Origin of the sequence: Poriferisphaera sp. WC338 (assembly GCF_050931845.1) — a bacterium.
Taxonomy (GTDB): Bacteria; Planctomycetota; Phycisphaerae; order Phycisphaerales; family Phycisphaeraceae; genus Poriferisphaera.
In genome coordinates this window covers 939,916-965,659 of sequence record NZ_CP194516.1, presented here as the reverse complement: position 1 = coordinate 965,659, position 25,744 = coordinate 939,916, and the positions used below count along the sequence as shown (strand labels likewise).

Here is a 25,744-nt window from a genome sequence, read left to right as displayed (position 1 = left end):
AACCCGAAACAGACTCGCCCACGCTACTAGCATGGTTTCTATAAACCTCCTCAATTCGTATCATAATGATCTCGATGCAAAACGATCCTTCTCACCCCATCAGCTGCCACAAATCAAAGCGGCCTAGGTACATGCCCTTATTGTGTCCACAACACTCTCGCATTAGTTTGATGATATAAAACCTATCATTGATTCATGACATCTTCTTGATCATTAACAGGCTGTCACAAAAACATGCATCTCTGCATTTCACATCAAAACACTGCATTACTTCACTCATCACCAATCTGAAAGGATGTATAGCATGTCATCGAAATATGTTTGCACAGCATATTCGGAGCGCTCCGGCAAGGCCTTCACGCTCATTGAACTACTTGTAGTTATCTCTATCATTGCATTGCTTGTGGGCATACTCCTTCCCGCTCTAGGCGCAGCGAGAGATACCGCCAGGTCTGCCACATGCCTCAGCAACCAGCGCCAAATCCTCACAGCACATCACGCGTATATTGTTGATTACCAAGGCTCGTTTGTTATCGCTCGAACCAGTGGCGCATACCTTAATAACTTAATTGGCATTAGAAAACCCTTATACTGGAGTGCATGGCTTACTTATCACAGCGACTTACCCAATGATCTATTTAGATGTCCTGCAGACGAAAAACTTGAAGAAGTGTTCGATTCATATCGTGATGAAGCGGAAAGAGTTTTCGGGGGCAATCATTTGCAATATAAAAACGCATATCGATCTAATGCCACAGGCTATGGTGCAAACCATTATCACATTCTCACAAGCCTCCGATATGAGAGTAGCAATAATCTAAAAAACAAACCTGCACAAATCCATCAAATCTTAAGCCCCTCTGACACACTACTCTTTGTCGATACCGCTAGAAACGGCGGTGCATTCACTGAAAATGCATTACATACAAGCCCAGGAAACTACCTTGCCGTAGATTACCTTACGTTTGCACAATCTTTTGCATGGGCCGGAATACCCTTCCCCAGGCACGCCAAAAAATCTATGAATATTGCTTATACTGATGGACACGCAGAAGCTTTTTCACCCTTAGACTTGATGAACCCTTATGATCCCGATGCACTAGGCGAAACCACGACTACAGGCAGCACAACCGGCTTACTCGATCCGACTATCGATGATCATGGCGTCTGGGACCGCTGAAATTTCATATACAATTGCAATATATCTAATTCAACAAAGCGTCTAACCATTGATTAGGCGCTTTGTTAATTGCATTACTACGGCACAAGCACGCCATCTTCGCGCATTGTCTTAATCGCAAGCTCCGGCAAGTCTGTCTGGATCATCCCAACACCATCATGCGCTAGCTTCGAATACACCTTGCTTGGCTTGCGCACTGCTTGCTCATCTCCCATCCCCGCAAATAGCCGTCCATTCCACAGCGTATTGATCCATACGCGCACCCCCTTCGCTTGAAATCTACGAATCACCCCTTCGGTAAATCCACCGCGGGTACTACCTTTCACCACAACCTCAATCGCCTTGAACTGTCCATCGCCTGCTGCCTCCTGTGCCTCATCCAAGCTATAAACGATCGGCATGAACACTACGCCTTCCTGCGCTTGTAGCCAAGTCATTTCCTCATCAGCCACATCCTTATAATTCGCCTTGAACAAACAATGGTCCAGCACGCCCATTTTCCGTGCAATCTCAACCACATCCCGCAAGCTACCAGACTTCAGATCCACATTGATCATGACCTTACCACGCGCCGCCGCCAGCGCCTCGGCATACCGCGGTATGACCAACCCTGTCGGCCTTTCAGCATGCTTCAGCTGCAAACGCCTAAGCGCTGCATAGGTCATCTTGGCCAACTCGCCCTTGCCATTAGTCGTGCGATCCACGGTCTTATCGTGCATCAGCACATATTCGCCGTCTGCTGTTTGACGCACGTCAAGCTCGACCATATGTATCCCAGCCTCTGCAGCAGCTTCAATAGATCTCACCGAATTCTCTGGCCAATCCTTATGATGCCCGCGGTGCGCCACCACCAAACAACCGCCTTTGTTGGCATCCAACAAATAAGCACGGATCAGATCGACACGATCAGTCTCCTTGGCAACTACCTGCTCATGTGGCAACCCCATACCCAACACAATCAGTATCAATACAAACAACAAATCACTTCGTTGCTGGCCCATAGAACCTCCCACATCAAATGGTCTCATGTTTTCTAAAAACGAACGCTTACAGCATACCACGCCTCTTCAATCCGAACAGCAATCCTTCACCAGCTATACATTAGATGCTGCATACGGCCCAATCCGCTACAATTCCTCCTCCCGGCACGATCCCATGACCAACCATCAACCTATGAACCCCATCAACCCATGCTTACCCATGAACTCCATTTTGATCTCCCCGACGAATTGATCGCGACCCAGCCTGCCGAGCCGCGTGATAGCGCCAAACTTATGGTCATCAATCGCGCCAATCAATCCATCGCACATCATCATGTCCGCGACCTACCCGACCTCGGCTTCCTCAAGCCCAACGATCTGATGATCGTCAACCAAACTCAAGTCCTCATGGCTCACTGGACTGGTACGCGCACCGCAACCGGTGGACATGTCTCTGGCCTGTACCTGCAGCCATCCCAAACCGGTAACTGGATCACGCTCATCCAATCGCGCGGCAAACTCCAACCCAATGAGATCATTACGCTTACTGAAAATGCCCGTTTAAAGCTGTTACACAAAACCGCCCCTTCCGGTACGGGAGGTGAGTGGGAAGCCTTATACGAATCAGATAACAACACACCAACCGTAACACTCCTTCAGCAAATCGGCACAACCCCCCTGCCTCCCTACATCCGCCGCGCCCGCAAACATCACCATCAACCCGAAGTCACCGACTACGACAAAACCCGCTACAACACGGTCTACGCGCAAAACCCCGGCTCCGTCGCCGCGCCCACCGCAGGACTCCACTTCACCCCCGAACTCCTCGCCACCCTCGAACAACAAAACATCAAACGCACACAAGTCACCCTAAACATCGGCATGGGCACCTTCGCGCCCGTCCGGTCCGAAAACCTCGAAGACCACGACATCCACACCGAATCCTTCTCCATCACCCGGCAAGCATTAGAAGACATTCAAGCCGCACACGCTGCTGGTAATCGTGTCTTCCCTGTCGGCACCACCACAGTCCGCGCCCTCGAATCCCTCCCTGCCACTTTTCCCGACACCATCCCGCCACTTGAGACCAATCAAACATACAGCACCGACACCAGTCTCTTCATCACCCCGCAATCCGGACACACCTTTCGTTTCACCGATTCACTGTTGACCAATTTCCACCTGCCCAACTCAACCCTACTTGCATTGGTCGCCGCACTTCCGAACGTCGGGCTATCTAATCTCAAAAACTGGTACCAAACCGCCATCGACCACGACTACCGTTTCTATTCCTACGGCGACGCTATGCTCATCATCTAAGCCCTCGCAACATCTACACAATCGTCTCTCCCGCCCAAACAGGTTACAATCCCAACATGCCACTGGATCAACCCCCCGAGCCACAAACACCCATCGAACAGCGCGCCGAAGAACTCCGCATGACCTTCGGCGAACACCTCGAAGAACTCCGATCAAACCTCATCCGATCCATCATCGGCATCGTCATTATCTTGCTCATCACCTGCTACTACGGCACTTCCATCATCGGATGGATCCTCCTCCCACTCATCCAGGCCCAAGTTGCTCTCGGGCACTCCCCTGAAATCATCACCACCGATCCCACCGCCGGCTTCATGTCCGTCTACATCAAAGTCACCCTCATCTCCGCACTCATCCTCGCCTCCCCGTGGATCGTTTGGCAACTCTGGCAGTTCGTCTCCAAAGGCCTCTATGATCATGAAAAGAAAATCGCCCACATCCTTGCCCCTTTCAGCCTCACCATGACCACCCTCGGGGTCCTCTTCACATACTACATCCTGCTCCCCACGTGCCTTGTCTTTTTTATTGGTTTCACCGCCTCCTACCCACAGATCAATCCCGATTCCCGCAACTTCATGATCGACCTGCTCGTACCCAGTACCGCTCTCACGTCTAACCAACAGTTAGATGCCTCCGCCCTCGGAAGTGAAGGGGCCAACACGGAAAACAATACGACAACTGAAAACCTTGCCACCACCGAACCACTCAAGCAGTTTCCGGTCTTGCAAGAAGACCCAACCGATGCGCCCACCGGGTCCATCTGGATCAACGCACCGCAGCGCCGCCTCAAGATCGCGCTCGGCAATGAGATTCAATCGATCGCCTTCACCACCTCACGTGTGATCACGCCCCTGCCCGATGCGGGGCAATTCATCTCGTTTGCAACCATGATGGGGTTGGGCGTCGTCGCCGGCTTCCAATTGCCGGTGATCATGCTGGTCATTGGCTGGACGCAGTTGATTGATTGGCGCATGGTTGCCAAGATGCGAAAGTATGCGTTTTTTGCCTGTTTTGTCGCTGGTGCAGTCCTAACCCCAACGGACATTTTCAGCATGCTGCTCCTCGGCATGCCACTCTACCTGCTCTTTGAATTTGGCTTGTTCCTGATGAAGATAACCGAGCGCCAACCCGCCGATGATTAACATCCACTTGCGCCAAACCCCTGTTAAGTTAGGCAATTTTCAGCCCGAACCCTTCACATACTTTTTACACAGCCTGATTGCGGAGTCATAACATCCGCAATATACTGCAAGCATCTATCCGGGAAGTAGCCGGGGCATTTCGATTTGAATCATCCGAGGAGATTTCCGATGGGCAAAGTCAAAACATTATTGTTGTGTGGTTTCGGTACACTGGCACTTGGCTTGAACAGTACTGCAAATGCAGCATCTGTGAGTGTAACACCGATTTTTGATGCCGAAATCAATCTAAGTGATACGACACCGACTATTGATTCAACGGACTGGACCATGCTTTCACAAAAACTTGATCCTCCGTATACACCTAAAGACAGCCGAGGCTTTATGGAGTTCGACTTCTCCATCCTGCCAGACAACGCTCAAATCCAAAGCGTTAGCTTTCGCTTTCAAGCAGGTATCTTGACCTACGATAATCAAAACGACGCAGAATTCTCACTTTACGCATATGCCGGCGATGGTGCTATCTCAGCAAGTGATGCATCCCAGCTTTCATATCTCGCATTGTGGGAGCAAACAGTTGGTGGACTGGGCGAGCATACTGTGGCTTTAGATGTTGATGCGATCAATTCTGCTTGGACGTTGAGCGATTATGTTGGCTTGGTACAGATCGGTACTGACGTTGGCCATCAAGTCGGCATCCGTACCACTGAAAGTGCAAAGTACTTCCAATACACACCACCTACTTTAACGATCAACTTCACAGTAAATAGTACCCCTACCGTTCCAACCCCCGCTGCATTGCCCATCGGCATCCTCGGCCTCGCTGCCCTCGCTACACGTCGCCGTAAAGCATAACGGCACGAGATATCTATTCAACAAATAGACCATGATCTACAATGAATCATAAAAACCCCGATCATCTCGATCGGGGTTTTTATTTTCTATCTAAATTGATCTCATCTTTCCACACACAAAACCACACTCAACAATCAATCCAGCCGAATCAAATCCGCTTGCACAACCGGCTGCTCAAACCTCTCAATCGGCTGCGCCTCATCCACATGATATTCGCCAATTCGCGTTCGCCGCAGCTTCGCCAAGTGCCCACCCGTCCCAAGCAGTTTCCCAAGATCCCGCGCGATCGAACGGATATACGTCCCCTTCCCGCAATTAATCTTCAGCGACAACATCGGATACGCATAATCCATCACAGCCATCTTTTCGATATGCACAATGCGCGGCTTTAACACCGGCGTCTCCCCTTGACGCGCCAGCTTATACGCCCGCCTTCCCCCAACATGCACCGCAGAATAAATCGGCGGCGTCTGCATCACATCGCCCGTCAACTTCACCAATGCGGATTCTATCTCACGGATAGACGGTGGATCGCCATTAATATTGATCTCCTCACGTTCACCTTCAAGATCATCTGTCGTTGTAAAAGCCGACAGATCAATCGTGGTCACATACTGCTTCGGCTCATCCATGAAGTCATTCACATGCTTGGTCGCCTTACCGACGAGACAGATCACCAACCCCGTCGCGAGAGGATCCAATGTGCCTGCATGCCCGACTTTCGTCCACTTTTCTTTGAGATTGCCGTTCTTGCCGGTGACGACGATGCGTGGCATCGCTTGCCGAACCCGATGAACCACGTCCATAGAGGTCCGGTGCAGAGGTTTGTCAACGGTAATCAGGCCGCAAAGCTTATCAGATGGCGGGGTTATGCTATTCACAACGGGGTGGTTCTCTTTACAAATCCGTGAAAACCAATAGGATATCTGATCTGAAATCGCTTGACGAGATTTTATCCCCAAGGAGAGGTGGCTGAGCGGTTTAAGGCGCACGATTGGAATTCGTGTGGGGGAGCAATCCCCTCGAGGGTTCGAATCCCTCCCTCTCCGCTTACGCACCCCTTGCATTTGTGAGGGGTTTTTTAGTGCCCCGCCATCACCTGTTGCCCGTAATGATACCCCGTGTCAGAAAGGGCCATCACATTGGCGGTCGAGACATCATTCTGCAACACGTGACACGGCGCCAAAATAAATCCACCATCCGGAGCAAGGAGATCAATCCGGCGTTTTGTTTCCACTGCCACTTCCTCCGGTGTGCCGTTGGGCAGTAAATACTGTGTGCAGATCGAACCATGCAAGCAGACCCGATCACCAAAACGCGCTTTTAATATCTCAGGCTCCATCCCCTCCGCCGCAGCCTGCAGTGGATCAAGAATATCAATCCCCAGTCCAATCAGATCATCAATCAGCGGCGTAAGTGCCCCGCAAGAGTGAAAGAAAAATTTCACGCCGTGACTATGGGCCAAGTCAATCAACTTCTTCAGTCGCGGTGCTACCAGTGATCGAAACATCTCTGGACTGATCATGAGTGATCGTTGGCTGGCCAAGTCGTCCGCACACCGCAGAATGTCAATTCGCCCCTTCACTTCGGTAAACATCTTGTCGAAATATGCCAGATAAAAATCGGTATAACCGTCCATCAGATATTCAGCCATTGCCTGATCCATCGCCAAATCCAGCATGAACTGTTCCATATGACGCAAGTAAGTACAATGCTGGAAAACACTACAACTACTCACCATCACGGCAAATTCCTGCCACGCATCTAGACGCTCAGCAAAGCCGCTAAAATCAAACCAATCTACCTTCGGCCATTCAAATCGTTCTGCCGCCTCTTCAATACTCGCAGCATCCTGCAAAATAAATCCATCATAATCGGCTTCGATGCCAAACTCCGTTTCATACTCCCGCAGTTCCCAACCCAAGTAATTCCTAAAAACACCCGGACTAATCTCTTCGTTCGCTTCTCCCGGCCCCACATATGTTGGATCCACCACACCACGAATATCCACAATATCACTGCGTAGTTTCAACATTAGCTCTTTATGGCTATGACAATCAAGATCTCGGCAAAGCCGCTGCTGCACCCAAGTAGTACCGTGCAAAGTCATCGGAACACGATCAGGCTCTTCAAGATTGATCGCACACATCACACGCTCTTTACTATTCATCATTCCAATCCTTTGCACATTTGGCTTAGCTAAATCAAAGCGCACACATTTACAACATATGCCATGATCAAACACAGCATAAACCTAACGCTTATCACGGTCTTGGTAAAATTGTATGCAATTATTGCATTTTTGTGCTTTCGCGCACCCTAACCCATGATGCAGAATGCTCCAAAAAGGATGCCTGCCCACTCTTTAAGATTTCAACAGATCTGTCACACAACACCGATCTAATATTGCATGAACCCAAAGATTAGATTTATAAACTTAAACCGTTTTCAGTAAACAGTTAAGCATCAATTTCCAGTACCTCCTCCTGACACCCCAGCGACATCTTTTGGCATAATTTGTTGTTTTATGTTCACTTTTGTTCATAATGTGTCATTGATACTGTAAAATCAATCTACTGACCCTCCTATCGCCTTCCATGCGATACTGTTTCAACATGAATGATCGAAAGGTCACGCAGGTGGCAACAAAAAACTTAGATGAAAAACTGGCTCGTATATTGACCGATCCATCTTGCAAAGACTTTATCATCGCCGATGCCAAGGACGCAGATATGGCTGCCGGCCTAGCCGCGCCCGGCAAAAGCCCCGAGCATCACGCTCAAGAAGGACGCTTCCGCACGCTAGATGCCTACCGCCAAATTATCCACGAAAATGTAGCTCAAGGGCTGGTCGATATCATGCTCATGAGTTCAAGCACGAACGATATATTGACAATTAAAGATCGCCTCTTTGATGACTCGCATGTCACCCCCGCAATCCGCGCTAACGACACGACAGATATTTGGCTCGCTCAAGGCGGCGCCTATCCCGAGCAACCATCAGTCCCATTTCGCAGCGCAACCATCGATCATGCCATGTGCGGCAAAGTTCAATGCAATCCTGAAGAACGCAAGCGCGGCGCAGATCTCGGTCTATACTCAGTCACATTCAATAACGACACCGAATTAGATGCTCGCACGCTTTCGGCTTATAGCGATTTCAGATCTGAAGCTGAATTAAAAGGATTTCGACATTTCCTTGAAGTCTTTGATCCCAACGCGCTACAGCGTCCAGTTGAAGACCTTGGGCGCTTCATCAACGACAGTATCGTCCGTACGCTCGCGGGTGTCGCTGGTAAAGAGCGGCCGATCTTTCTCAAAATTGCCTACCATGGGCCTGCCGCCATGGAAGCGATCGCTTCGTATGACCGCAGCCTGATCGTGGGAATCCTCGGCGGATCATCCGGCACAACCTTCGATGCATTTCACCAACTTTGGGAAGCCAGAAAATACGGGGCACGCGTTGCACTCTATGGCCGTATGATCAATCATTCCGAACACCAACTCAGCTTCATCCAACATCTGCGATGGATCGCCGATGGCGAGTTGAATGACCCTGCCGACGCAGTTCGCTCATACCATAACATGCTGAAGAAAATGAATATTCAGCCCTACCGCAAACTGGAAGATGACCTTCAATCCTCATCACGCCATAGCAGCTATGGCAAAACCTCTACAAATAAAGGTGGATTGGCGCAATCGCAATCAAATCGTCAATCTGAACCTCAGAAAAATTCACAACAAATAAACGCAGATTTCGATCAGATGAGCACAGAAGATAAAGTAAAATGGAATCTCGACAGATGGCAAAAAATCCTAGGATAACATAGCGATCTCTTCCACGTGAACTGTGTTGCGTACTTTATCATGAAGCTGAAGATGTAGTTTTTGATGACAGCGTTTCATAGAAATCCGACACATCTAACACAAGCTTACGAATCATCACTTGATCATTCTCACTAAGTGCTTCCGAACGATACCGGCTGTTAACTTGCATGGTAATCCCCATCGCATTGAGGCATGCTTTTACCGTCAGGGGGTGCTTGTAGTGAAATTGAATTGGCTGATCATTAAGAAATGCTTGAATCATCTCTGCGTTTTCAAGATCAATTTCGCTCTGCTCAAATAGTTGTGCATAGAGTTGCGGCACAACATCTGCACCTATTCCATTGAACCGCTTACTACCTAGCTTGATCGCGTCAAGCATGATCGGTGAATGCGCGTTATACAACTCTAATCGTGTACCTTCTACAACTTCGAGCCGTTCTTTAAAAATATCAATGTCACAACACGTGTCTTTCATAAACACGAAACGATTTGTTTTCGCCAACGTCCCAATCAAAGGTAAACCAAGCAGCCGATGATACGGCTTCGGACATTCATACAAACCCAAATCAATGCCGTCTGCTTCCTGAACAATCGCCATCAACACCTGTTCAAGTTTTTCGTCTGATTCATGCTCAGCTACCAACTCACTAGCAGCCATAATGACCGCATCCGCCCCCATAGCATGCATTGATTTAATCGCCTCAATGCGCTCAGTAGGATCCGCCCACCCCATCGCACCCACCACCACCGGCACACGCCCATTCACACGATCCAATACCACCTGCGTTAGCTGCATGCGTTCTTCTGAGGAAAGATCGTATGATTCACTGGACAAACAGCTGGCGAACATCCCATCCACACCTTGCTCCAAATACCAGTCAACCATCCTCCTAAATGCGTCATAATCAATCCGCAGCTGCTCATCATAGGGTGTCACCAAAACAGGCCAAACACCACCGGGTAATCCTATTGAATCTTTCAACACACCATCTCCCAACCGCCAAAGCGATCAACGAAGTCAACTATAAAGGTCTTATGGCGAAACCATTTGCGCCAAGTCAGCTTACATGGGCACTATTGAAAGCTGATTAACTGGCCGTTACAACTATGAAACCAATCATATTTTGCAACTTATACATATCAGCTACATGAATTTCCGTGTAACCCGTTTATTCAATTACACTTGCACGCTAACCATGTGTTGCAAAACAACAAGTTACAGTCGAGCTTACAAACCGACAGCAACTCTAATATATCAATTATATACCAATTGTTGAGTTTTGCACTAGGCGCGCACAAAAAAACCCGGCTAATGCCGGGCGAAGTGCGGGTGATAGGACTCGAACCTACACGGGAATTACCCCACCAGAACCTAAATCTGGCGCGTCTGCCAATTTCGCCACACCCGCATCGGAGGGGAAGTTGGAAACGAAAAGTGTATCACAGAGATGCCACAAGGTCGAACGCCATATGCGTTAGATCGCCATCCTATCCACGTATCGAAACTGATCGATCATCAACAAAGATGATCTGCCGTTTAACCTATTGCATGAAAAGCTTCACTTCTTTCCGATCCGCAAAACCGTCGATCTCAAATGGCACGCTCAAAATCGATTTGCTGTGCTTATAGTTTTCACCCACCTTGAAATACAAAAAGCCTGATTTGGTATGACCTGAGCGAATAATGCTAACCTCCGGCCAAGCCTTTTCTGCCCAATCGCGTTTCAGTGCTTCATTGTACTTGTTGGCATTGTCATAGGAGAAAATGCCAAAATACCAAAATGCCTCCGCCATCGCATTCCGCCCATGCATCGTTGAAGCAACCACAGGCAGCACCGGCAACAATTTGACTCCACTACCAGTTTGCAATTCAAAACGTGCACGCAGAATCTCAATATCCTGATCCGCATGATTCTCAACCGCAACAAAAACAGGCATCACCCCCTTACTCATCATGTCATAATTGAATACCGCTTTTGCCTCAGTTTCTGTCACATACGGCTTGGCACCAAAGTCCACCTCGTAAGCGGATGTCGAAGCCGGCGCTGCTTTGGGCGATATTTGCGGCATGGCCTGAACCTGATAGGTACTGCAACCACCAAGGATCAATGCCATGGCTAAAAGCATCAAAATCGACCAGTAACGATTCGCAACATTTGTCATGATTTGCCCCGTCAAAAAAGGAAGTTTAAAAAGTATCCCACCAGGCAACGTCCCGCTGATGGAACACCACCCATCATGAGATTTCAAAACAATCCTGTCAACAGCCAATATCCAGATGCGTAAATACAGCTCAATGAGTAGGATAAGGAGATGAACCAAGATCCATACAGCGTGCTGGGCATCGCCAAGCAATTCAATATCAATCAAAATGAGCTGCAGCGTAAGTTCATCGCACTCTCCGCTGAAAACCACCCAGATAAGTTTATTGATCCGATTGAGCAGATTGAGGCTGCCGAACGATCCGCCGCCATTAATACCGCCTATCACGCCCTCAAAGACCCAGAAGAACGTGCCAACATCTTGCTGACCGTTTTGGGCGGCCCATCCAAAGAAGCCGACAACAGCCTCCCGCCCACACTACTGATGGAGATGATGGAAATCCGTGAAGAGATGGAAGAAGCTATTGCAGCGAAAAATGAATCAACACTCAACAAACTTCGACAATGGGCCAATGAAGAACGCGATGAATATCTAAGCTTGATCGGACCACTCTTCGCCAAAGCGTCTAACAACCGATTAGACGATGCAACCGCTAAGCAGATCCGCCTCCATCTTAACGGCCTACGCTACATCGAACGTATGATCGAACAAATGCCTCCACCCACCAACTAACTCTACCTCTTGTCATTTCCCGACTGATACAAATTGCTGCGCATACTTTTCAATCAGTCGAGCTGCATTACTCAAACCGTCTTCTACTTGAATCTTCTGACCGATCAGCTCAGCAGCTTCTCGTATTTTAGGATCTGTTACAGCCTGATGAATCGCAGCGGCAAGATTGTTTGAAGTCAATTTCTTCTGCGGGATCGGTTGTGGCCCTGCGCCATAATCCGATACACGTCGTCCCCAGAACGGCTGATCTGCAAAAAACGGACAAATCACTGTTGGCTTGCCTGCACGTAAACCCGCCGCCGTCGAACCTGCCCCGCCATGATGTACCACAGCCGCCACCCGCTGAAAAAGCCAATCATGTGGGGCATGATCAATCTTCATCATACTTCGTGGCAGCTCCTTCGGGTCTAAGCCGCCCCACCCTGTCGCGATGATCCCGCGCTGATGTGTTTGCAAAACCGCATCCACTGCAATCTGTGTTAGGCGTTTAGGATTTCGTCCAGACATACTGCCAAAACCGATGTAAACCGGCGGTGGGCCACTCTCTAAAAACTGCGCAAGTTCCTCCGAAGGTTGAAACGATGTCGCTTGATCTAAGAACCAAAAGCCGATGACATGAGCATGCCGCGGCCAATCAGCAGGCTTAGGAACCAGATGCTTGCTGAATGCGTGCAAAACAGGAATCGGCCGGCCGCTGGTCGTGTGAAGCAGATCCGCTCTGCGCGATATCGGCGGCATCTGATTTTTCACACGCCATGTATTCACATACTTAGCAGTCGCAAGTGATGTTACGGTAGTAACAATCTTATGTGTCAACCGATTAAATGGTCGAAGCCATTGTGATTCCGGAAACAAAATCATCGGGAAGTCTTTCGTCGGTACATACATCGGCTGCAACATCGCCATCACCACCGGTACCATTAACTTTTCAGCAAAATGCGATGCATAAAAAGCTTTGGGGTGCGCTACAACCAGATCTGGCTTCGCTTCCTGCATTGATCGCCAACTGTCCGCAATGGCTGCTTTCTGGAGCGGCTTAGCAATCTTCCCCATCTTTCGAAAAACCTTAAACATCTGATAAAGATTCGTCGCGTCCTCCATCACTTCTCGCCCAGCTTCCGAATTAATCAACTGCATAAAATCATCATTAATGAAACCATAAGCAATACCATGCATCTCGATCATGGATCGAAAACTTTCACATGTGCAGATCGTTGGATGATGCCCCGCAGATTTGAGCTCAAGAGCTAACGCGATAAACGGCTGGACGTCGCCACGTGTACCAATGGTCAATATAAAGATATTCATAGGCGGTAACCCCTGTCGGAAAGTTCATTCAGGCAGATATTGTGACGCACACATCATCCACATGTCAATGAAAAAGCCCGGCTGAGGGTGGCCGGGCATGAGAGAGAGGCTCTACAAATCTATTTCATTTTTCATCATCAACGATGGTTGTTTCGGCTTAGATTTATGCCGCTTTCTTACGACGCATCATGAGCAATGAGCCCGTTGATACGATCATTAGAACGGAAGTTGGTTCAGGCACGGTTGGGATGACGTAGTCAGCCACCACAGGAAGGTGATCGGAATATGCTTGGAGCGCGTTCGTGATCGTGTTATTCGGAGCAGGACCAGAAGTGATATTACCGTTCAGGTTATGCAGGCCGGTATTACCAAATGCGTGATATGAACCCTGGATGTAATCCATGCCGACGTTATCCAACAACTCACCCGAGACAAGTTGGAAGTCAAAACGGTCATCCATCCCGCCGAGCGAACCTGAAGGGTCTTGCGTATGGATGTCTTTGAAGGATGAATTGTCATGCCAGTTGCCAGGACGATTGATTGGATCGAATGCTTGACCGTTGCCGCCTGAAAGAAACTTCTGGTAAGCTGACTCTGAAGAACGATAGATGTTCATATCGCCGGTGAAAATGACATTCTCACCTTGACCAAGCGCATCAGCATCACTACGGATTTGGTTTACTTCCGTAAAGCGTTTCGATTGATCCGAGCCACCACTACCTGCTTTCAAGTGAGCAGAGTAGATATAAAAATCCTCTGCTGTGTTGGATTTTGCCTGAAGATGAAGACGCGCCACGCCACGTGTTGGGCCACTCACCGTCTTGGTACCGAGCAGGTTCATGGTCTTGGTGTTATAGAGAAAACCGTTCCAGATCCCTGTACCATAAGAAGCCATGAACGTGTTGTATGTGCCAGCTCCATAAAGTTGATTCAGTGCATTTCGTGCATTGGCCAGTGAAGAAGAATTGGTCTCCTGCACCGCGATCACATCGAGCGTTTTGCTGCGGCCGCCAACATTCTCATTCGCCATGCCCTGCACGATGGTCTTGAAGTTGTTGACTTCAGTGGTTCCGCTTGGCCCGTGCAATTGGTTATAGGTGGCAATACGGACAAAGTCCTGCGCAGAAACCAATGATGGCATGAGCACGGTGAGTAGTAGAAACGCTCCAAGAAGAAGGCGCATACGGATGGTTGTTTGAATCATCTCTTTCGATCCTCGCTTACGAATGTTGTCACGGCCGAACTCCCTTGTCTGGCCTTGCGAGGATATAAATATCAGAGCTCTCTCATCGAATAGTCGCCAAATGATGAGCATTGTGTTGAAGGCAAAAAAAACGAGCAATATAAGGATTATTTCAGATGCAATAGATCAGTAGCGCACATAAAAACCCGGTCATTGCCGGGCATGTGCATTCTTTCATATTTATGAGCATCTCATTAACGACCACAACGGCAAAAACAAACCGACGATCCACCCACAAACAGAAGCATCGTCTCAGGCACAAGCACCACGCAATCCGCCATCACCGGCTGCGGTATTAACCTGCGACATAATCAATACCATGTGCTTTCTTCAATGCTTATCTAATTAAGGACTGGCTTTGCCTGCATCTGATCTTTGTACTTGATGTATTCGCCACTGAAAAAATAGAAATGGCCATCCTCTGCTGCAATCAGAACATCCAGCGTCCCATTACGATCAAGATCGATCCATCGTGGGCTACTTGTGTGACCTGTAAGCACCACATCTCCCAAATCGTTACGCTTAGCTAGAATCGGCGACTGATTCGTGCCAATATTTTCATACCAGACCGCATTCCCGCGATGCCAACTTGCGGGGACCACTTGCATGTAATCAAGATCTCCATCTTGATCCCAATCTGCAAAATCAAATTTAATACGCCCGCTATTACCCGGCCGTACATGATTGGCGCGAAATGGTCTATTCGATTCGTTCATAAAAATGCGTTGCGCCGGCCCAAGTTTCAATTGCCCCTTCTCCATGAACCGCTTGTGCAACACCAGATAACCCTCTGTGTCCAGCGTCACAACATCTAGCAACTCATCATGATTCCAATCGATCATCCGCACATTGCAACGCCATTGCGTCAGCCAATGTCCGGGCTTGGGATCCCACCATCGCCAGGCAGGTTTCGGCGTCGGCCCATCCCACGCTACCATCACCGGCTTCGCGGGCTGTACTTCCTGATGCGATCCTGCCTTTTTCTCAATCCAATCAATTTCGCCTAGAACACTGTTGTACATAATGTCAGGCGTCCCATCATGATCCCAATCCGCAACATCCGGAACCGTATAACCCCAAAGCGCTTCCGCCGGCCCTTGCAACGAACCGCTCTCCCCCGGCAATAAACGAAACGGCTTGCCATCAATCTGCAACAACACCGCGTTATCAAAACTGAGATGCTTCCCTTGCGATGTATTTTCAAACCAACCCAATTCCCCCGAGCTATTCCCAAAAATCAAATCCTCATCGCCGTCACCATCCCAATCATGCATATCAACCACCGGTAACTCACCCACGTTAAGCCGATCATTCTCACAACGAATCACGCGTTCCGGCAGAAAGACTGGCATCCCCGTGCCCTCACCCGAACTGTTTTCAAGCAGCGTCGCCCAAGCACCCTCACATCGCAACAAAATATCTATATCGCCATCACCGTCCCAGTCCGTCACCACTGGCGTCACAACTTGCCGGTCTGCACGAAACGCGCCTTGGGTTGTTTGCACATCTATCGGTGCCGCTAATTTTGGATGCCTTCGATCTCCGATATTCTCAAAGATCATCAGCCGATCAAGAAAGTCGCCGGTAAGCAGATCAAGATCACCATCTCGGTCAATATCGACAGCCACAGGACTGGCGTAACCATAAACATTGGCTGGCGTTTCTCCATCGATCATCAATCGTTCCGGGTACTCAAGCACATAATCCTGATGGCTCCCACGATTACGGAAAAAATAAAACTGCCCCTTAAGCGGCCCGCGTGTCCACTTCCCTTCTTTGTTATATGCCATCGTCCAACCATAATCCGTCCATTCATTTGTACCAATCAGCACATCTCGAACACCATCGCCATCCCAATCCGTAAACGACCAACTGCCACGTCCACCTCGACTTGGCGGTATCGTTCGCCAAATGTCAAACTCCGGTGGATCAGCAATGCGCACGTGATTCGTAAATCCCGCTTCAATCACGTTGCGATAAAATCCGCCTTCATGTGCTATATCCAACGTGCCATCCCCATCCACATCTGCAACCTGAGGCGTACCCTTGATCGAAGCTGATCCCAGATAAATCGGCGCACTCATTAGCTCTTGCTCAGCAGTACCCTTGTTCAACATCAGATACACGCCGCGGTCTGGCACCGTGCCACAAACCGTCATCAAATCCATTAAACCGTCCTGATTATAATCAAGCGGCATCGGAACCCCGCGCGTCGCAATCGGTCCGGCTGATTGGCCAAACGCCAACGCGTCACCCGTGCCCAAGGCCGCCGGTGTCTGCGGTTTTGAAGGTGACTTGCTACCAATAAGATCAAAATAGATCGCATAAATCGGCTGTGTTTTACCTTGATCGTCACGTAACCATGAAACCTGTAATGGCCGCCTCACTTGGTTGCGATGGTAAGGCATGGGTAATCGTGCCCACTGCTCAGCTTTTGATGCAACGAGGTACGTGCTTGATTCAACTTCATCACGCTGCTTGATCGGCTTTTGCGTCTTAGGATCATATGCCACAACACATACAGATAGCGGATCTCCACCCAATCCCGGCAGTAATCCCTTCAACTTCATCCCAATCAAATCAATTTCCGCCCATGCTAGCGGTTTGGAAATTCCACCCGGCAATGTTTCGCACCGATATATAATGCGATATGAACTGTCTATCACCCACGGGAAATCACTTTGATTTGATCGCGTTTCTAAACGCCCAAACCGCGCTAACGTCTTCGCATCCTGCGCAGAAGATTTCGCCCCTCCCATAAACTGCACCTCACGCACATACAAATCCAGCTTATTGGTAAACTGAATCGTGATACGCTTCACACGATCATTCGGCTGCAATACATCTGAAAGATCCAAGGTCAATCGCTGCCACGACCGTTTACTTCGGTCAAGGTCGATCCATTTCTTCTCCGACACACGCTTGTTGTTGATGCGATACATCGCCATATCAGATTCAAACACCCGGCTTCCCACTCCTTCAATTGTCAGCTCGATACGCCGAATGCGCGAGAGCTCTTCCTTGTTGTGCGGCACCGCATTGATCATCATACTCAACATCATGTTGCCATTAAGTGATCTGGGTTGTGGCTGATCGATTTGAATATTATCCCAGGTCCCCTGCTCCGGCTGATGCTTGCGATAAAGCGTTAATGGCTCTGAAGGTTTATCATTTGGCCACCGTATAACTTCTCCTCGTCGCACGTAAAAACTATTCTGAGTACCTTGATGATCAAAAACCGTATATGCAGCATGGCCAATCGTTGAAAGCTGAATGAATATTCCTATAAGAAATACCACCTTAAAACACATTGATCGCTGCATCTTCGTATCCAAAATTTGAGTAAAAAAATAGGATCGAGCTACACCGTCGCAGTCCGATCCTAATGCGATGGGTCTATTAATTACCGACCACGTCGACACGCCAAAAGTGGCATCGCCAAACCTAACAACATCAAGCTTGCGGGTTCTGGCACCACAAAAGGTGAGCCTTCATTGCTAATCGAGATTTCATCGATCTCGTAATCCGCACCAGGAATTGCGGTCTCACTCGCATCAAGACGAACTGAATTAAACGTGCCAATATCAACCGTTGTGATTTGAGCTGCAGGCGTATTGCTTGCTTCCGTGAGTGAGAGATCTGGGTTCACCCACAACGTGAGCGTATCCGCACCCGCCACCGCATCAAGTCGTACCACAATCAATGCCGCATCCAGCGTATCAACAGTCGAATCCACAGAAGTGCTACCTGCGACAATTCCCCACTTGCTGCCAAACGATTTCTGTCCGATCAGCAAACCATTGCTGCTACCTGCGAGCTTCAATCCAAAAAAGCGAGTAGTCGTGTTGGCATCATTCAATCTTTCACCAAGGAAACTGATATACGTGGTGGTACCATCAGCGCCGTAAGTATCACTTAATGATCTTGTCAGGAACGTGGATGATCCTGTTGGTGTGATAACCGCTTTATTGCCTGCAGAACTGACATTAGGATGCGTAAGACCTAGTGACGCTATGGTTGCGGTTGTAGTCGCGCCACCACCTTGACTCCAAGCTCCAGCCCAACCACTGCCAGCTGCGCCCTGACCGTCCAATGTTGCAGTATCCGTATAATCAAAACTCTCGAGCACGGCTGCAGATTGAGCTTGGTATGAAATCCCCAAACAAGTGGATACAGCTACCGCGCTGATCAATATCTTTGCATTCATCATGATGAAACCTCCTAATATTAGTTTTTGACCAAAATAACAATCCGATATTGTTGGAATAAGAATTTCTTAACGAAGTGGCATCGCAAATACGCGAGAACCACTGGCAATTGCTTCGATCCGAACATCAACAAGTGATTCATCATCACCACCATAAGCCGAGGCTGAACCATCTTTAAAAGCAAAGTTAGCGTCGCAATCCTTACGTGGGTCAACCGCGAAATTAGCGCGATAAGTGCTTTCCGCCCAGCCTGGTCCGCTACGCTGAATAACATTAAAACCCGACACATTCTGAATATGATTGGCTATTGTCGAACCTGAACTACTATCACGGTAAAGCCGATCCCCGGCAATGACCTCCACCTTATGATCCTCAAAACGCCAAATCGCCTCAGGCCGTACCCAACGATTATCTGTCCATGCCCCATTCACCCGATCCCGCCAGAAGCCCGGCACAAGAATGTAATCCATATAAACGCGCACCGTCCCGGTTGGAATCGCGTCAACACTGCGATCAACAGCATCCAAGAAAGGACAATTTAAAAAATTCACATCTGTTAGATAACGCTCAAGCATCGGCCGTACATCATGATCAGGATCAATATGATCTGATACCTGCTGCGGCCAATAACTGGAAGCCGTATGAGTCTCAGCATAATGAACGGGATACCGCTGTTCATCCACGCTATAGGCTGTTTGCGCTATCGCAATCTGATGAAGATTTGCCAAACACTGAGCATTTCTTGCCGCATCTCTTGCTTTGGATAATGCTGGCAGGAGAATACCAATTAACAATGCAATTATCGATATGACAACTAAAAGTTCTACGAGCGTGAATGCATGTTTACACAAAACACGGCGACTCGATGTTGATACCTCTGCCTGACTAAACATTGGACGACTCCCTTTCTACATTCCTGCAACATGAAACTTTTAACCATTAGTTTTCACAATGCCTGTCTACACTAGTATGATACAGCAATACAATACGCAAAATAGATGATTATATTGACAATATATAGCACAGAAATACAATCATGGTATGTCTTCCAGCCTCATTTCCCCAACAAACACCCAAGTCCAACTCCTCTTTGTAGGAACACACAAACGAGATGAACGCGTTAGAAATCATGCCCATTTTTGCTCAGAACTGATTTTCATCCGACAAGGCACATGTGATGTGAACACCGATAATGGAATGTTGCATGCAAGCCAAGGCGATGTAATTTACATCCCCGCCCGCCAAGTGCATGACCAAGTATCCGATAGCTTCATCGAAACCATTTACTGTGGCTTCACCGGATCACACCGATTGCAAGCTTCAAGGCCACAAGTATTTCATCTTGCAGACACACATTTTGTAAGCACCTGTATGCAACTGTTGGTTCATTCAATCCATCAACAAACGTTCAGCTCAGCCTACAATGCAATCTTCCACGGCGTACTTGAATACCTCAGCAATCTTCTCACTCAAGAACAAGAAGAAAAACATATTCCTTTGCAACTAAAAACCGCGATGCGATATATTAAAGATCATCTTGATCAGCCACTTACCATCGACAAATTGGCTGAAGCCATCAACATGAGTACCAGCAATCTTCATCTGCTTTTCAGAACACATCTGGAAACGAGCCCCATCCGTTACCTACACAATCAGCGTATGCGAGCCGCGGAAACCTGTTTACAATCACCTTACCTATCGATCAAAGAAATCTCTCATATCTGTGGCTATCAGGACGTTAACCATTTCATTCGTAGATTTCGTGAATCGCATGGCCTACCCCCGGGAAAATGGCGAGAACAAAGTCTCGCTATATTCGATTAAAATGAAACATAAAAAACAACGCCTTGCGATCTGCAAAGCGTTGCGAGAATGCCCGTGAGAGGACTCGAACCTCTACCCAGTTGCCTGGACCGCCACCTGAAGACGGCGCGTCTGCCAATTCCGCCACACGGGCTTGTGTGTTTATTGGTAGCGAGCCATTTTAGCCGATGTCACCTGCGATTCAAACCATGACTACAGCGGTAAGCTGGTGTGGATAAGGGCGTGGGAAAACCCGTCTCAAACTACACTTACAATGACTGCACCGTAATATTCGTATTCGAGTAGATACACAAATCGCCTGCAATCGCCATCGCATTACGAACAATCTCCTCCGGCGACTGATCCGTATGTGTCAGCAACGCCCGAGCTGCCGATCGCGCGAAATCACCACCTGACCCAATCCCTAAAACACCATCGGAAGGCTCTATCACGTCACCCGTCCCCGAAACAAGCAGTGACGATTCACGGTCTGCCACAGAAAGCAGCGCCTCCAACTTCCGCAACGCGCGATCAGTCCGCCATTGCTTAGCAAGCTCAACACAAGCGCGTTTCACGTTTGCTGGTGAATCTCGCAAGTGTTCTTCAAACCGCTCTAGCAGTGCAAACGCATCCGCAGCTGAACCCGCAAAGCCGACCAACACACCAGCTTTTTCGGCACCAAGCTCTGGCAGAATACGAACCTTCGTTGCATCCGCTTTTGCAACCGTATTGCCCATCGTCACCTGCCCATCGCCAGCTATCGCAACCTGATTGCCACGGCGTACGGAGAGAACAGTTGTGGATCTGATTTTTGGTTTCTTCATGCTCATTATTGTAGTTGCCTGTTCGTGGATGAGCGACCCCACTCTTCCCTGGAAGTTTGATCACCTCCATATTGGCCGTTCCATCGCCATAAACCCCATTCCCAAAAACTTCCCCTCAACACGGATTTTGCATCGGCACAAACGCATGTGTGCAAAGAGATTATCTAGGTGTTGATCTTTGGTTATTTGAGTTGTCCAATGCCCACAGTAGGTTGATCTGTAGCGATTAGGCAAACACACCGTCAATCTATAAAGGCTGTAACGCGACTAAAAGTGGTTGTTAAAATTTTGCGGACAAAAGTTCTGGCCAATCCGCTCATCCGGGCGATACTTATCCGTGATCAACACGTTCGCCTGTGTTGCATGTCTTTTAGCAACGATCTGTATGCGGCGATCAGCGGGTAATTCAATCAGATTCATAACGCATATTGATGCGCCATATTGCTGAATGATGCCATTTAGCAATCGGGTATACGGTATGCATATAGCCGTCTATCACAAGGAGATCAGGTATGAAGACGCAATCAGGAATAGTTGCTTTAAGTTTGATTTTCAGCGGTTTTTTAGCAGGAAGTACAACCATCCAAGCGGACACCATCATCGGTGACGAATCACATGGCAGAGCCGTTGAATTGATCTATGAACAGTCAACACTAAAAGATTTTGTCGAGCTAACAGATGTTGCCACCGATGCGGTTGGTGGGCTTGGTAAATCAAGTTCAATACTCGAAAATGTCGCGGGTCTTGATCTCATTACTGAAAACCGTTTTGTGTTTGAGGTCAAACTTCCGGACCTTCCAACAGGCGCAACATTCCAGTTTGCGATGCTTGATCTGCGCGTCCATCAATCAGCGGGTTCAGATCTACAACTGTTTTTCGATATTGGTAACGACGGGATTGCAACTGCATCGGAAGCCTTGATTGTACGTGGCAGTTTGTCGCCGGATGCAACGATTATTAGCGGGGGTAGTGGTGAAAACGACGTGCAACGTGACGTATCACTACTGCTGGGCGCGATGTATGCAGGAATGTCGCCGGGTGATGATGCATGGCTGCGCGTCGTTGGCATTGGCAGTGCCCTTGGAAACAGTCCATCAGTCGAGTTAAGTGATGGAGTGGTTTTTTCCAGCCATACGCCAAACCTTGTGGTGGGTTTTGATGCACCCGTCCCAGAGCCCAGCGGGATAATACTGATGGGTTTGGGTGGTGCAGTAATGATGATTCGCCGCAAGAAGCTACACACTTAAAACGCGATACCGGGAATAGAACCTCCGGATAAGGGACGGCTTAGAGAGTTGTAAACCTGTCTCTCCCGAAAGGGTGAGCAGGTTTTTTCGTGGGCGTGTGTGGGCTGGTGGTCGCAGGTATGATGGTGGGATGGATCAAGATTTTGAAGCCAAAGATGCATTTAACGGGGCGGAAGTCGGGCACAAACCCGTGCTCTGGCGGGAGGTAATGTCCTTGCTGGCCCCACAGCCGGGTGAGACCGTCCTCGACTGTACTGCTGGCCGCGGCGGGCACGGCGAAATGCTGACCCGTGCCATTGGAAATGACGGAGCCAAAGGCACTTACATTGGCATGGATGTCGATCCCCTCAACGCCGATTTCGCTCGAAACAGGCTACAAAAAGTCGCCCACCAGCTCGGCGACCACGTGCAAATCAACATCATCAACCGAAATTTCACCGAGATGGATCGGGTTTTGCAGGACCTGAATATCCATGGCACAGATATCATCCTTGCTGACCTAGGCTTCGCCTCGAACCAGATGGACGATGGGGCTCGCGGCATGAGTTTCCGCGAGGACGGCCCACTCGACATGCGTCTCGACACCACCGGCGACGGCGTCACAGCAGCCGAGCTGGTCAACGAGCTAGATGAGACTGAACTCGCCGACGTGATCTACCAATTTGGTGAAGAGCGACTTAGCAGAAGGATTGCACGAAAAATTGTGGAAAAGAGGAAGGATGGTCCGATAGAAAGCACATGCGAGCTTGCCGAGCTTGTGCGCGGATGCTATCCGGGTGGTGGACGTAAAAGTCGGATTCATCCCGCGACACGAACATTCATGGCACTACGAATTGCAGTAAACGGTGAGCTTGCGGCGTTGGACCATTTCTTAGCGACTCTGTCGCGCGAATCAGATCTGGTCAAAGTCGGCGGGCGCGTGGGTGTAATCAGTTTCCACTCGCTTGAAGATCGACGAGTAAAGTTAGCATTCCGCGCGCTCAAACAGCGCGGCGACTGGCAACTTATCAACCGTAAAGTCGTCATAGCACAAGACGATGAATGCAACGATAATCCACGTAGCCGAAGTGCAAAACTGCGTGTGATCAAACGGGTGCGTTAGGACAGCGTGGAAAAAATCAAGCACACAATTTGCAGCGGCAGGTTGGAACAGAATGTGTTAGAATTTTGATGTCGCTAGGATGGCGACGGGCAAAGCATTAACCCTGGACATGGATGGCCAGCCATGACACGTGAAACAAAAGTCGGACTACTTTTTGGTGTTGCCGTAATCCTGTTGATCGGGATTATTGTCAGTGATCATCTTTCGGTAGTGAACGAAGATTCACCCGCCGACGAACAAATGACTCGCCAGTTTGCAGGTGAAGCTGGCAACAGCACGACATCGACGCAAACCAAGCCAAACCCAGACAGCCGCTATTCAAGTGCTGCGGATCTGCCGCGTACCAATGCAAGCCCCACCAACAGAGCACTTCCCGCCGCAAGGCCTTCCTACTACAGTCCAAGACGAACTGCTACCGAACCACAGGCTGTGGATGCTACACGCGCCAATCCGCTACTGGATACGCACCGCAACCCCAGCAACACGCTGGACCTTCGCCAGCCTCGGCCAAGCCTGACCAGCCAGTTCACCAATCTGCCCAAGGCGCAAGCTGTCGAAGGACAAGCCGCACAAAACCAAACTTCAAACACTACCACATCAACAACCGGCCGCTCGCTCAGCCAATCCAGTAGTTTCAAAAATAATCTTCAGTCACGTTCCACCACCTCTGCCCCAGCGGCAAACAACTCATATCAGCAGCGAGTCGCACAGATGCAACAGCGCGAAGAAAAACAAATTCCTACACCTCGCCAACTTACACCCAGTAATAAGACAAATACGCCATCACAGAACATGGCCAACCGCATTAATGGCATCAGTCAGCGCGTCTTAAACAACCCACCTAAAAACAAGCCAGTCGAAAACGCAAGCACTCACGTGATGCACACGGTTAAGTCCAACGAAAACCTCTACCGCATTGCCCAAAAGTACTACGGCAACGGCGACCTTTGGCGGAAAATCGCTAAAGCCAATCCTAAAAATGTGAACAGCGACGGACACGTCCGTTCCGGCATCAAACTGATCATTCCACGCCAGCCCAAAGCAGAATTGACCTTTGTACCCGTCACCAATGAAGGTGCCCGACGTACAGTGGTAACTCCACAAATCCGCCTCAGTGCTTCAAGTGCAAACACTATCAAAGTCTCTCCCGGCGATACGCTCAGTGAGCTCTCGCAAAAACATCTTGGCAGTGTCCGGCACTGGAAGAAACTCCTCCAAGCCAACAAAGACCAGATGCAAAATGCAAGCGACCTGCGTTCGGGTATGACATTGAAATTGCCCGTTATCGCAAACAATACCTCTGCCAGTAGAAACAACGTGATTCAGCGGAACACGATTGCGGAGCTTCGCCAACCCACACGACCCGTAACACGCACCCAAACATATAAAGTTCAAAGTGGTGACAACCTCACTAATATCGCTCTATCACAACTCAAAGATGGCTCGCGGTGGCGAGAAATCTACGAACTCAACAAAGCTACCCTCGACAGCCCCGACAGTGTTAAAGTCGGGCAAACACTCAAGCTGCCCTAAACAGACCGCGCGATAAAGCGGACAAACGTCCCCATCAAGGAGCGTGTGATGTTTTCAAGATTACTTGTGGCGATCATCTGTGCCGCAGCCATCGGAATCGGCCTGCTTGCGCTGCGTCAACAACGTCTTGAAATGATGCACGAAATGACCCGTTTGCACAGCGAGATGGATGTCATCCGCCGAGACATCTGGGAGAAGCAAGTTAAGATCGCTGAAAAAACCGATCCGCAATCACTCAAGGAAGCCAGCGCACGCGCTAACCTTGTCCTTGAACCAGCTACGCCTTCTCCAACCTCCGCAACTGAAAACAACATGCGTGTAGTCAGTGGGGAATGATCAA

22 protein-coding genes and 3 tRNA genes are annotated in these 25,744 nt (G+C 49.0%); 12 read left to right on the top strand and 13 right to left on the bottom strand.

Annotation, left to right across the window (positions count from 1 at the left end; translation table 11 throughout):
- Positions 1 to 304: 304 nt before the first annotated feature.
- Entirely contained in the window at positions 305 to 1,180 is an 876-nt protein-coding gene (locus ACQ6WK_RS03885; RefSeq protein ID WP_432799432.1) for a type II secretion system protein, read from the top strand.
- Positions 1,181 to 1,257: 77 nt separating this feature from the next.
- Here the strand turns inward: ACQ6WK_RS03885 and ACQ6WK_RS03880 are convergent, their stop codons facing one another.
- A complete protein-coding gene (locus ACQ6WK_RS03880) occupies positions 1,258 to 2,181 on the bottom strand; it encodes a glycerophosphodiester phosphodiesterase family protein (RefSeq protein ID WP_432799431.1) in 924 nt (307 codons plus the stop codon).
- Positions 2,182 to 2,370: 189 nt separating this feature from the next.
- On the opposite strand from ACQ6WK_RS03880, the gene queA reads away from it, so the two are divergent.
- The 3 genes from queA to ACQ6WK_RS03865 all read left to right on the top strand — a co-directional run bounded on the left by queA (position 2,371) and on the right by ACQ6WK_RS03865 (position 5,474).
- Positions 2,371 to 3,480 carry a tRNA preQ1(34) S-adenosylmethionine ribosyltransferase-isomerase QueA gene (gene queA / locus ACQ6WK_RS03875; RefSeq protein WP_432799430.1) on the top strand — a complete coding sequence of 370 codons (1,110 nt, stop codon included), beginning with the start codon at positions 2,371 to 2,373 and terminating at the stop codon, positions 3,478 to 3,480.
- Positions 3,481 to 3,536: 56 nt separating this feature from the next.
- On the top strand, positions 3,537 to 4,622 hold the full coding sequence (gene tatC, locus ACQ6WK_RS03870) for a twin-arginine translocase subunit TatC (RefSeq protein WP_432799429.1): 1,086 nt from the start codon (positions 3,537 to 3,539) through the stop codon (positions 4,620 to 4,622).
- 168 nt (positions 4,623 to 4,790) lie between these two features.
- Positions 4,791 to 5,474, top strand: a complete 684-nt coding sequence (locus ACQ6WK_RS03865; protein ID WP_432799428.1) for a hypothetical protein — start codon at positions 4,791 to 4,793, stop codon at positions 5,472 to 5,474.
- 134 nt (positions 5,475 to 5,608) lie between these two features.
- Here the strand turns inward: ACQ6WK_RS03865 and truB are convergent, their stop codons facing one another.
- Positions 5,609 to 6,355 (bottom strand): tRNA pseudouridine(55) synthase TruB, encoded by a 747-nt coding sequence (gene truB / locus ACQ6WK_RS03860; protein WP_432799427.1) that lies wholly within the window; start codon positions 6,353 to 6,355, stop codon positions 5,609 to 5,611.
- A gap of 81 nt (positions 6,356 to 6,436) precedes the next feature.
- On the opposite strand from truB, the gene ACQ6WK_RS03855 reads away from it, so the two are divergent.
- Positions 6,437 to 6,523 (top strand) — tRNA-Ser (locus ACQ6WK_RS03855).
- A gap of 32 nt (positions 6,524 to 6,555) precedes the next feature.
- Here ACQ6WK_RS03855 and ACQ6WK_RS03850 read toward each other — a convergent pair.
- Positions 6,556 to 7,644 carry a uroporphyrinogen decarboxylase family protein gene (locus tag ACQ6WK_RS03850; RefSeq protein ID WP_432799426.1) on the bottom strand — a complete coding sequence of 363 codons (1,089 nt, stop codon included), beginning with the start codon at positions 7,642 to 7,644 and terminating at the stop codon, positions 6,556 to 6,558.
- A gap of 445 nt (positions 7,645 to 8,089) precedes the next feature.
- Here ACQ6WK_RS03850 and ACQ6WK_RS03845 point away from each other — a divergent pair, with 445 nt between their 5' ends.
- On the top strand, positions 8,090 to 9,298 hold the full coding sequence (locus ACQ6WK_RS03845) for a hypothetical protein (RefSeq protein ID WP_432799425.1): 1,209 nt from the start codon (positions 8,090 to 8,092) through the stop codon (positions 9,296 to 9,298).
- A 40-nt stretch (positions 9,299 to 9,338) separates the two neighbouring features.
- Here ACQ6WK_RS03845 and ACQ6WK_RS03840 read toward each other — a convergent pair whose 3' ends face one another.
- The 3 genes from ACQ6WK_RS03840 to ACQ6WK_RS03830 form a co-directional block, all read right to left on the bottom strand.
- On the bottom strand, positions 9,339 to 10,283 hold the full coding sequence (locus ACQ6WK_RS03840) for a dihydrodipicolinate synthase family protein (protein ID WP_432799424.1): 945 nt from the start codon (positions 10,281 to 10,283) through the stop codon (positions 9,339 to 9,341).
- A 343-nt stretch (positions 10,284 to 10,626) separates the two neighbouring features.
- Positions 10,627 to 10,710: transfer RNA gene (locus tag ACQ6WK_RS03835), tRNA-Leu, on the bottom strand.
- Positions 10,711 to 10,843: 133 nt separating this feature from the next.
- Positions 10,844 to 11,464, bottom strand: a complete 621-nt coding sequence (locus tag ACQ6WK_RS03830; RefSeq protein WP_432799423.1) for a hypothetical protein — start codon at positions 11,462 to 11,464, stop codon at positions 10,844 to 10,846.
- 150 nt (positions 11,465 to 11,614) lie between these two features.
- Here ACQ6WK_RS03830 and hscB point away from each other — a divergent pair, with 150 nt between their 5' ends.
- Complete coding sequence (gene hscB / locus ACQ6WK_RS03825) at positions 11,615 to 12,136, top strand: Fe-S protein assembly co-chaperone HscB (protein WP_432799422.1); 522 nt, start codon at positions 11,615 to 11,617, stop codon at positions 12,134 to 12,136.
- 12 nt (positions 12,137 to 12,148) lie between these two features.
- On the opposite strand, the gene ACQ6WK_RS03820 is transcribed toward hscB, so the two are convergent.
- From ACQ6WK_RS03820 to ACQ6WK_RS03800, 5 genes are all read right to left on the bottom strand, one after another.
- Positions 12,149 to 13,444 (bottom strand): glycosyltransferase, encoded by a 1,296-nt coding sequence (locus ACQ6WK_RS03820; RefSeq protein ID WP_432799421.1) that lies wholly within the window; start codon positions 13,442 to 13,444, stop codon positions 12,149 to 12,151.
- A gap of 163 nt (positions 13,445 to 13,607) precedes the next feature.
- On the bottom strand, positions 13,608 to 14,648 hold the full coding sequence (locus ACQ6WK_RS03815) for an endonuclease/exonuclease/phosphatase family protein (protein ID WP_432799420.1): 1,041 nt from the start codon (positions 14,646 to 14,648) through the stop codon (positions 13,608 to 13,610).
- A gap of 380 nt (positions 14,649 to 15,028) precedes the next feature.
- Positions 15,029 to 18,010, bottom strand: coding sequence for an FG-GAP repeat domain-containing protein (locus ACQ6WK_RS03810; protein ID WP_432799419.1), 2,982 nt, complete (start codon positions 18,008 to 18,010; stop codon positions 15,029 to 15,031).
- Between the two features lie 80 nt (positions 18,011 to 18,090).
- Complete coding sequence (locus ACQ6WK_RS03805) at positions 18,091 to 18,897, bottom strand: PEP-CTERM sorting domain-containing protein (protein ID WP_432799418.1); 807 nt, start codon at positions 18,895 to 18,897, stop codon at positions 18,091 to 18,093.
- Positions 18,898 to 18,963: 66 nt separating this feature from the next.
- Positions 18,964 to 19,788, bottom strand: a complete 825-nt coding sequence (locus tag ACQ6WK_RS03800) for a DUF1559 domain-containing protein (RefSeq protein WP_432799417.1) — start codon at positions 19,786 to 19,788, stop codon at positions 18,964 to 18,966.
- 148 nt (positions 19,789 to 19,936) lie between these two features.
- On the opposite strand from ACQ6WK_RS03800, the gene ACQ6WK_RS03795 reads away from it, so the two are divergent.
- Complete coding sequence (locus tag ACQ6WK_RS03795) at positions 19,937 to 20,719, top strand: helix-turn-helix domain-containing protein (RefSeq protein ID WP_432799416.1); 783 nt, start codon at positions 19,937 to 19,939, stop codon at positions 20,717 to 20,719.
- 49 nt (positions 20,720 to 20,768) lie between these two features.
- Here the strand turns inward: ACQ6WK_RS03795 and ACQ6WK_RS03790 are convergent.
- Both ACQ6WK_RS03790 and hslV read right to left on the bottom strand, forming a co-directional pair.
- Positions 20,769 to 20,852 (bottom strand) — tRNA-Leu (locus tag ACQ6WK_RS03790).
- Between the two features lie 115 nt (positions 20,853 to 20,967).
- The gene (gene hslV / locus ACQ6WK_RS03785) at positions 20,968 to 21,522 is read right to left on the bottom strand and encodes an ATP-dependent protease subunit HslV (RefSeq protein ID WP_432799415.1); all 555 of its coding nucleotides are present in this window, start codon (positions 21,520 to 21,522) and stop codon (positions 20,968 to 20,970) included.
- 512 nt (positions 21,523 to 22,034) lie between these two features.
- Here hslV and ACQ6WK_RS03780 point away from each other — a divergent pair.
- The 4 genes from ACQ6WK_RS03780 (at position 22,035) to ACQ6WK_RS03765 (ending at position 25,740) form a co-directional block, all read left to right on the top strand.
- Positions 22,035 to 22,769, top strand: a complete 735-nt coding sequence (locus tag ACQ6WK_RS03780) for a PEP-CTERM sorting domain-containing protein (protein ID WP_432799414.1) — start codon at positions 22,035 to 22,037, stop codon at positions 22,767 to 22,769.
- A 130-nt stretch (positions 22,770 to 22,899) separates the two neighbouring features.
- Positions 22,900 to 23,871 carry a 16S rRNA (cytosine(1402)-N(4))-methyltransferase RsmH gene (gene rsmH / locus ACQ6WK_RS03775; protein WP_432799413.1) on the top strand — a complete coding sequence of 324 codons (972 nt, stop codon included), beginning with the start codon at positions 22,900 to 22,902 and terminating at the stop codon, positions 23,869 to 23,871.
- A gap of 123 nt (positions 23,872 to 23,994) precedes the next feature.
- Complete coding sequence (locus ACQ6WK_RS03770) at positions 23,995 to 25,404, top strand: LysM peptidoglycan-binding domain-containing protein (RefSeq protein WP_432799412.1); 1,410 nt, start codon at positions 23,995 to 23,997, stop codon at positions 25,402 to 25,404.
- A gap of 48 nt (positions 25,405 to 25,452) precedes the next feature.
- Positions 25,453 to 25,740, top strand: a complete 288-nt coding sequence (locus ACQ6WK_RS03765) for a hypothetical protein (RefSeq protein WP_432799411.1) — start codon at positions 25,453 to 25,455, stop codon at positions 25,738 to 25,740.
- Positions 25,741 to 25,744 lie beyond the last annotated feature (4 nt).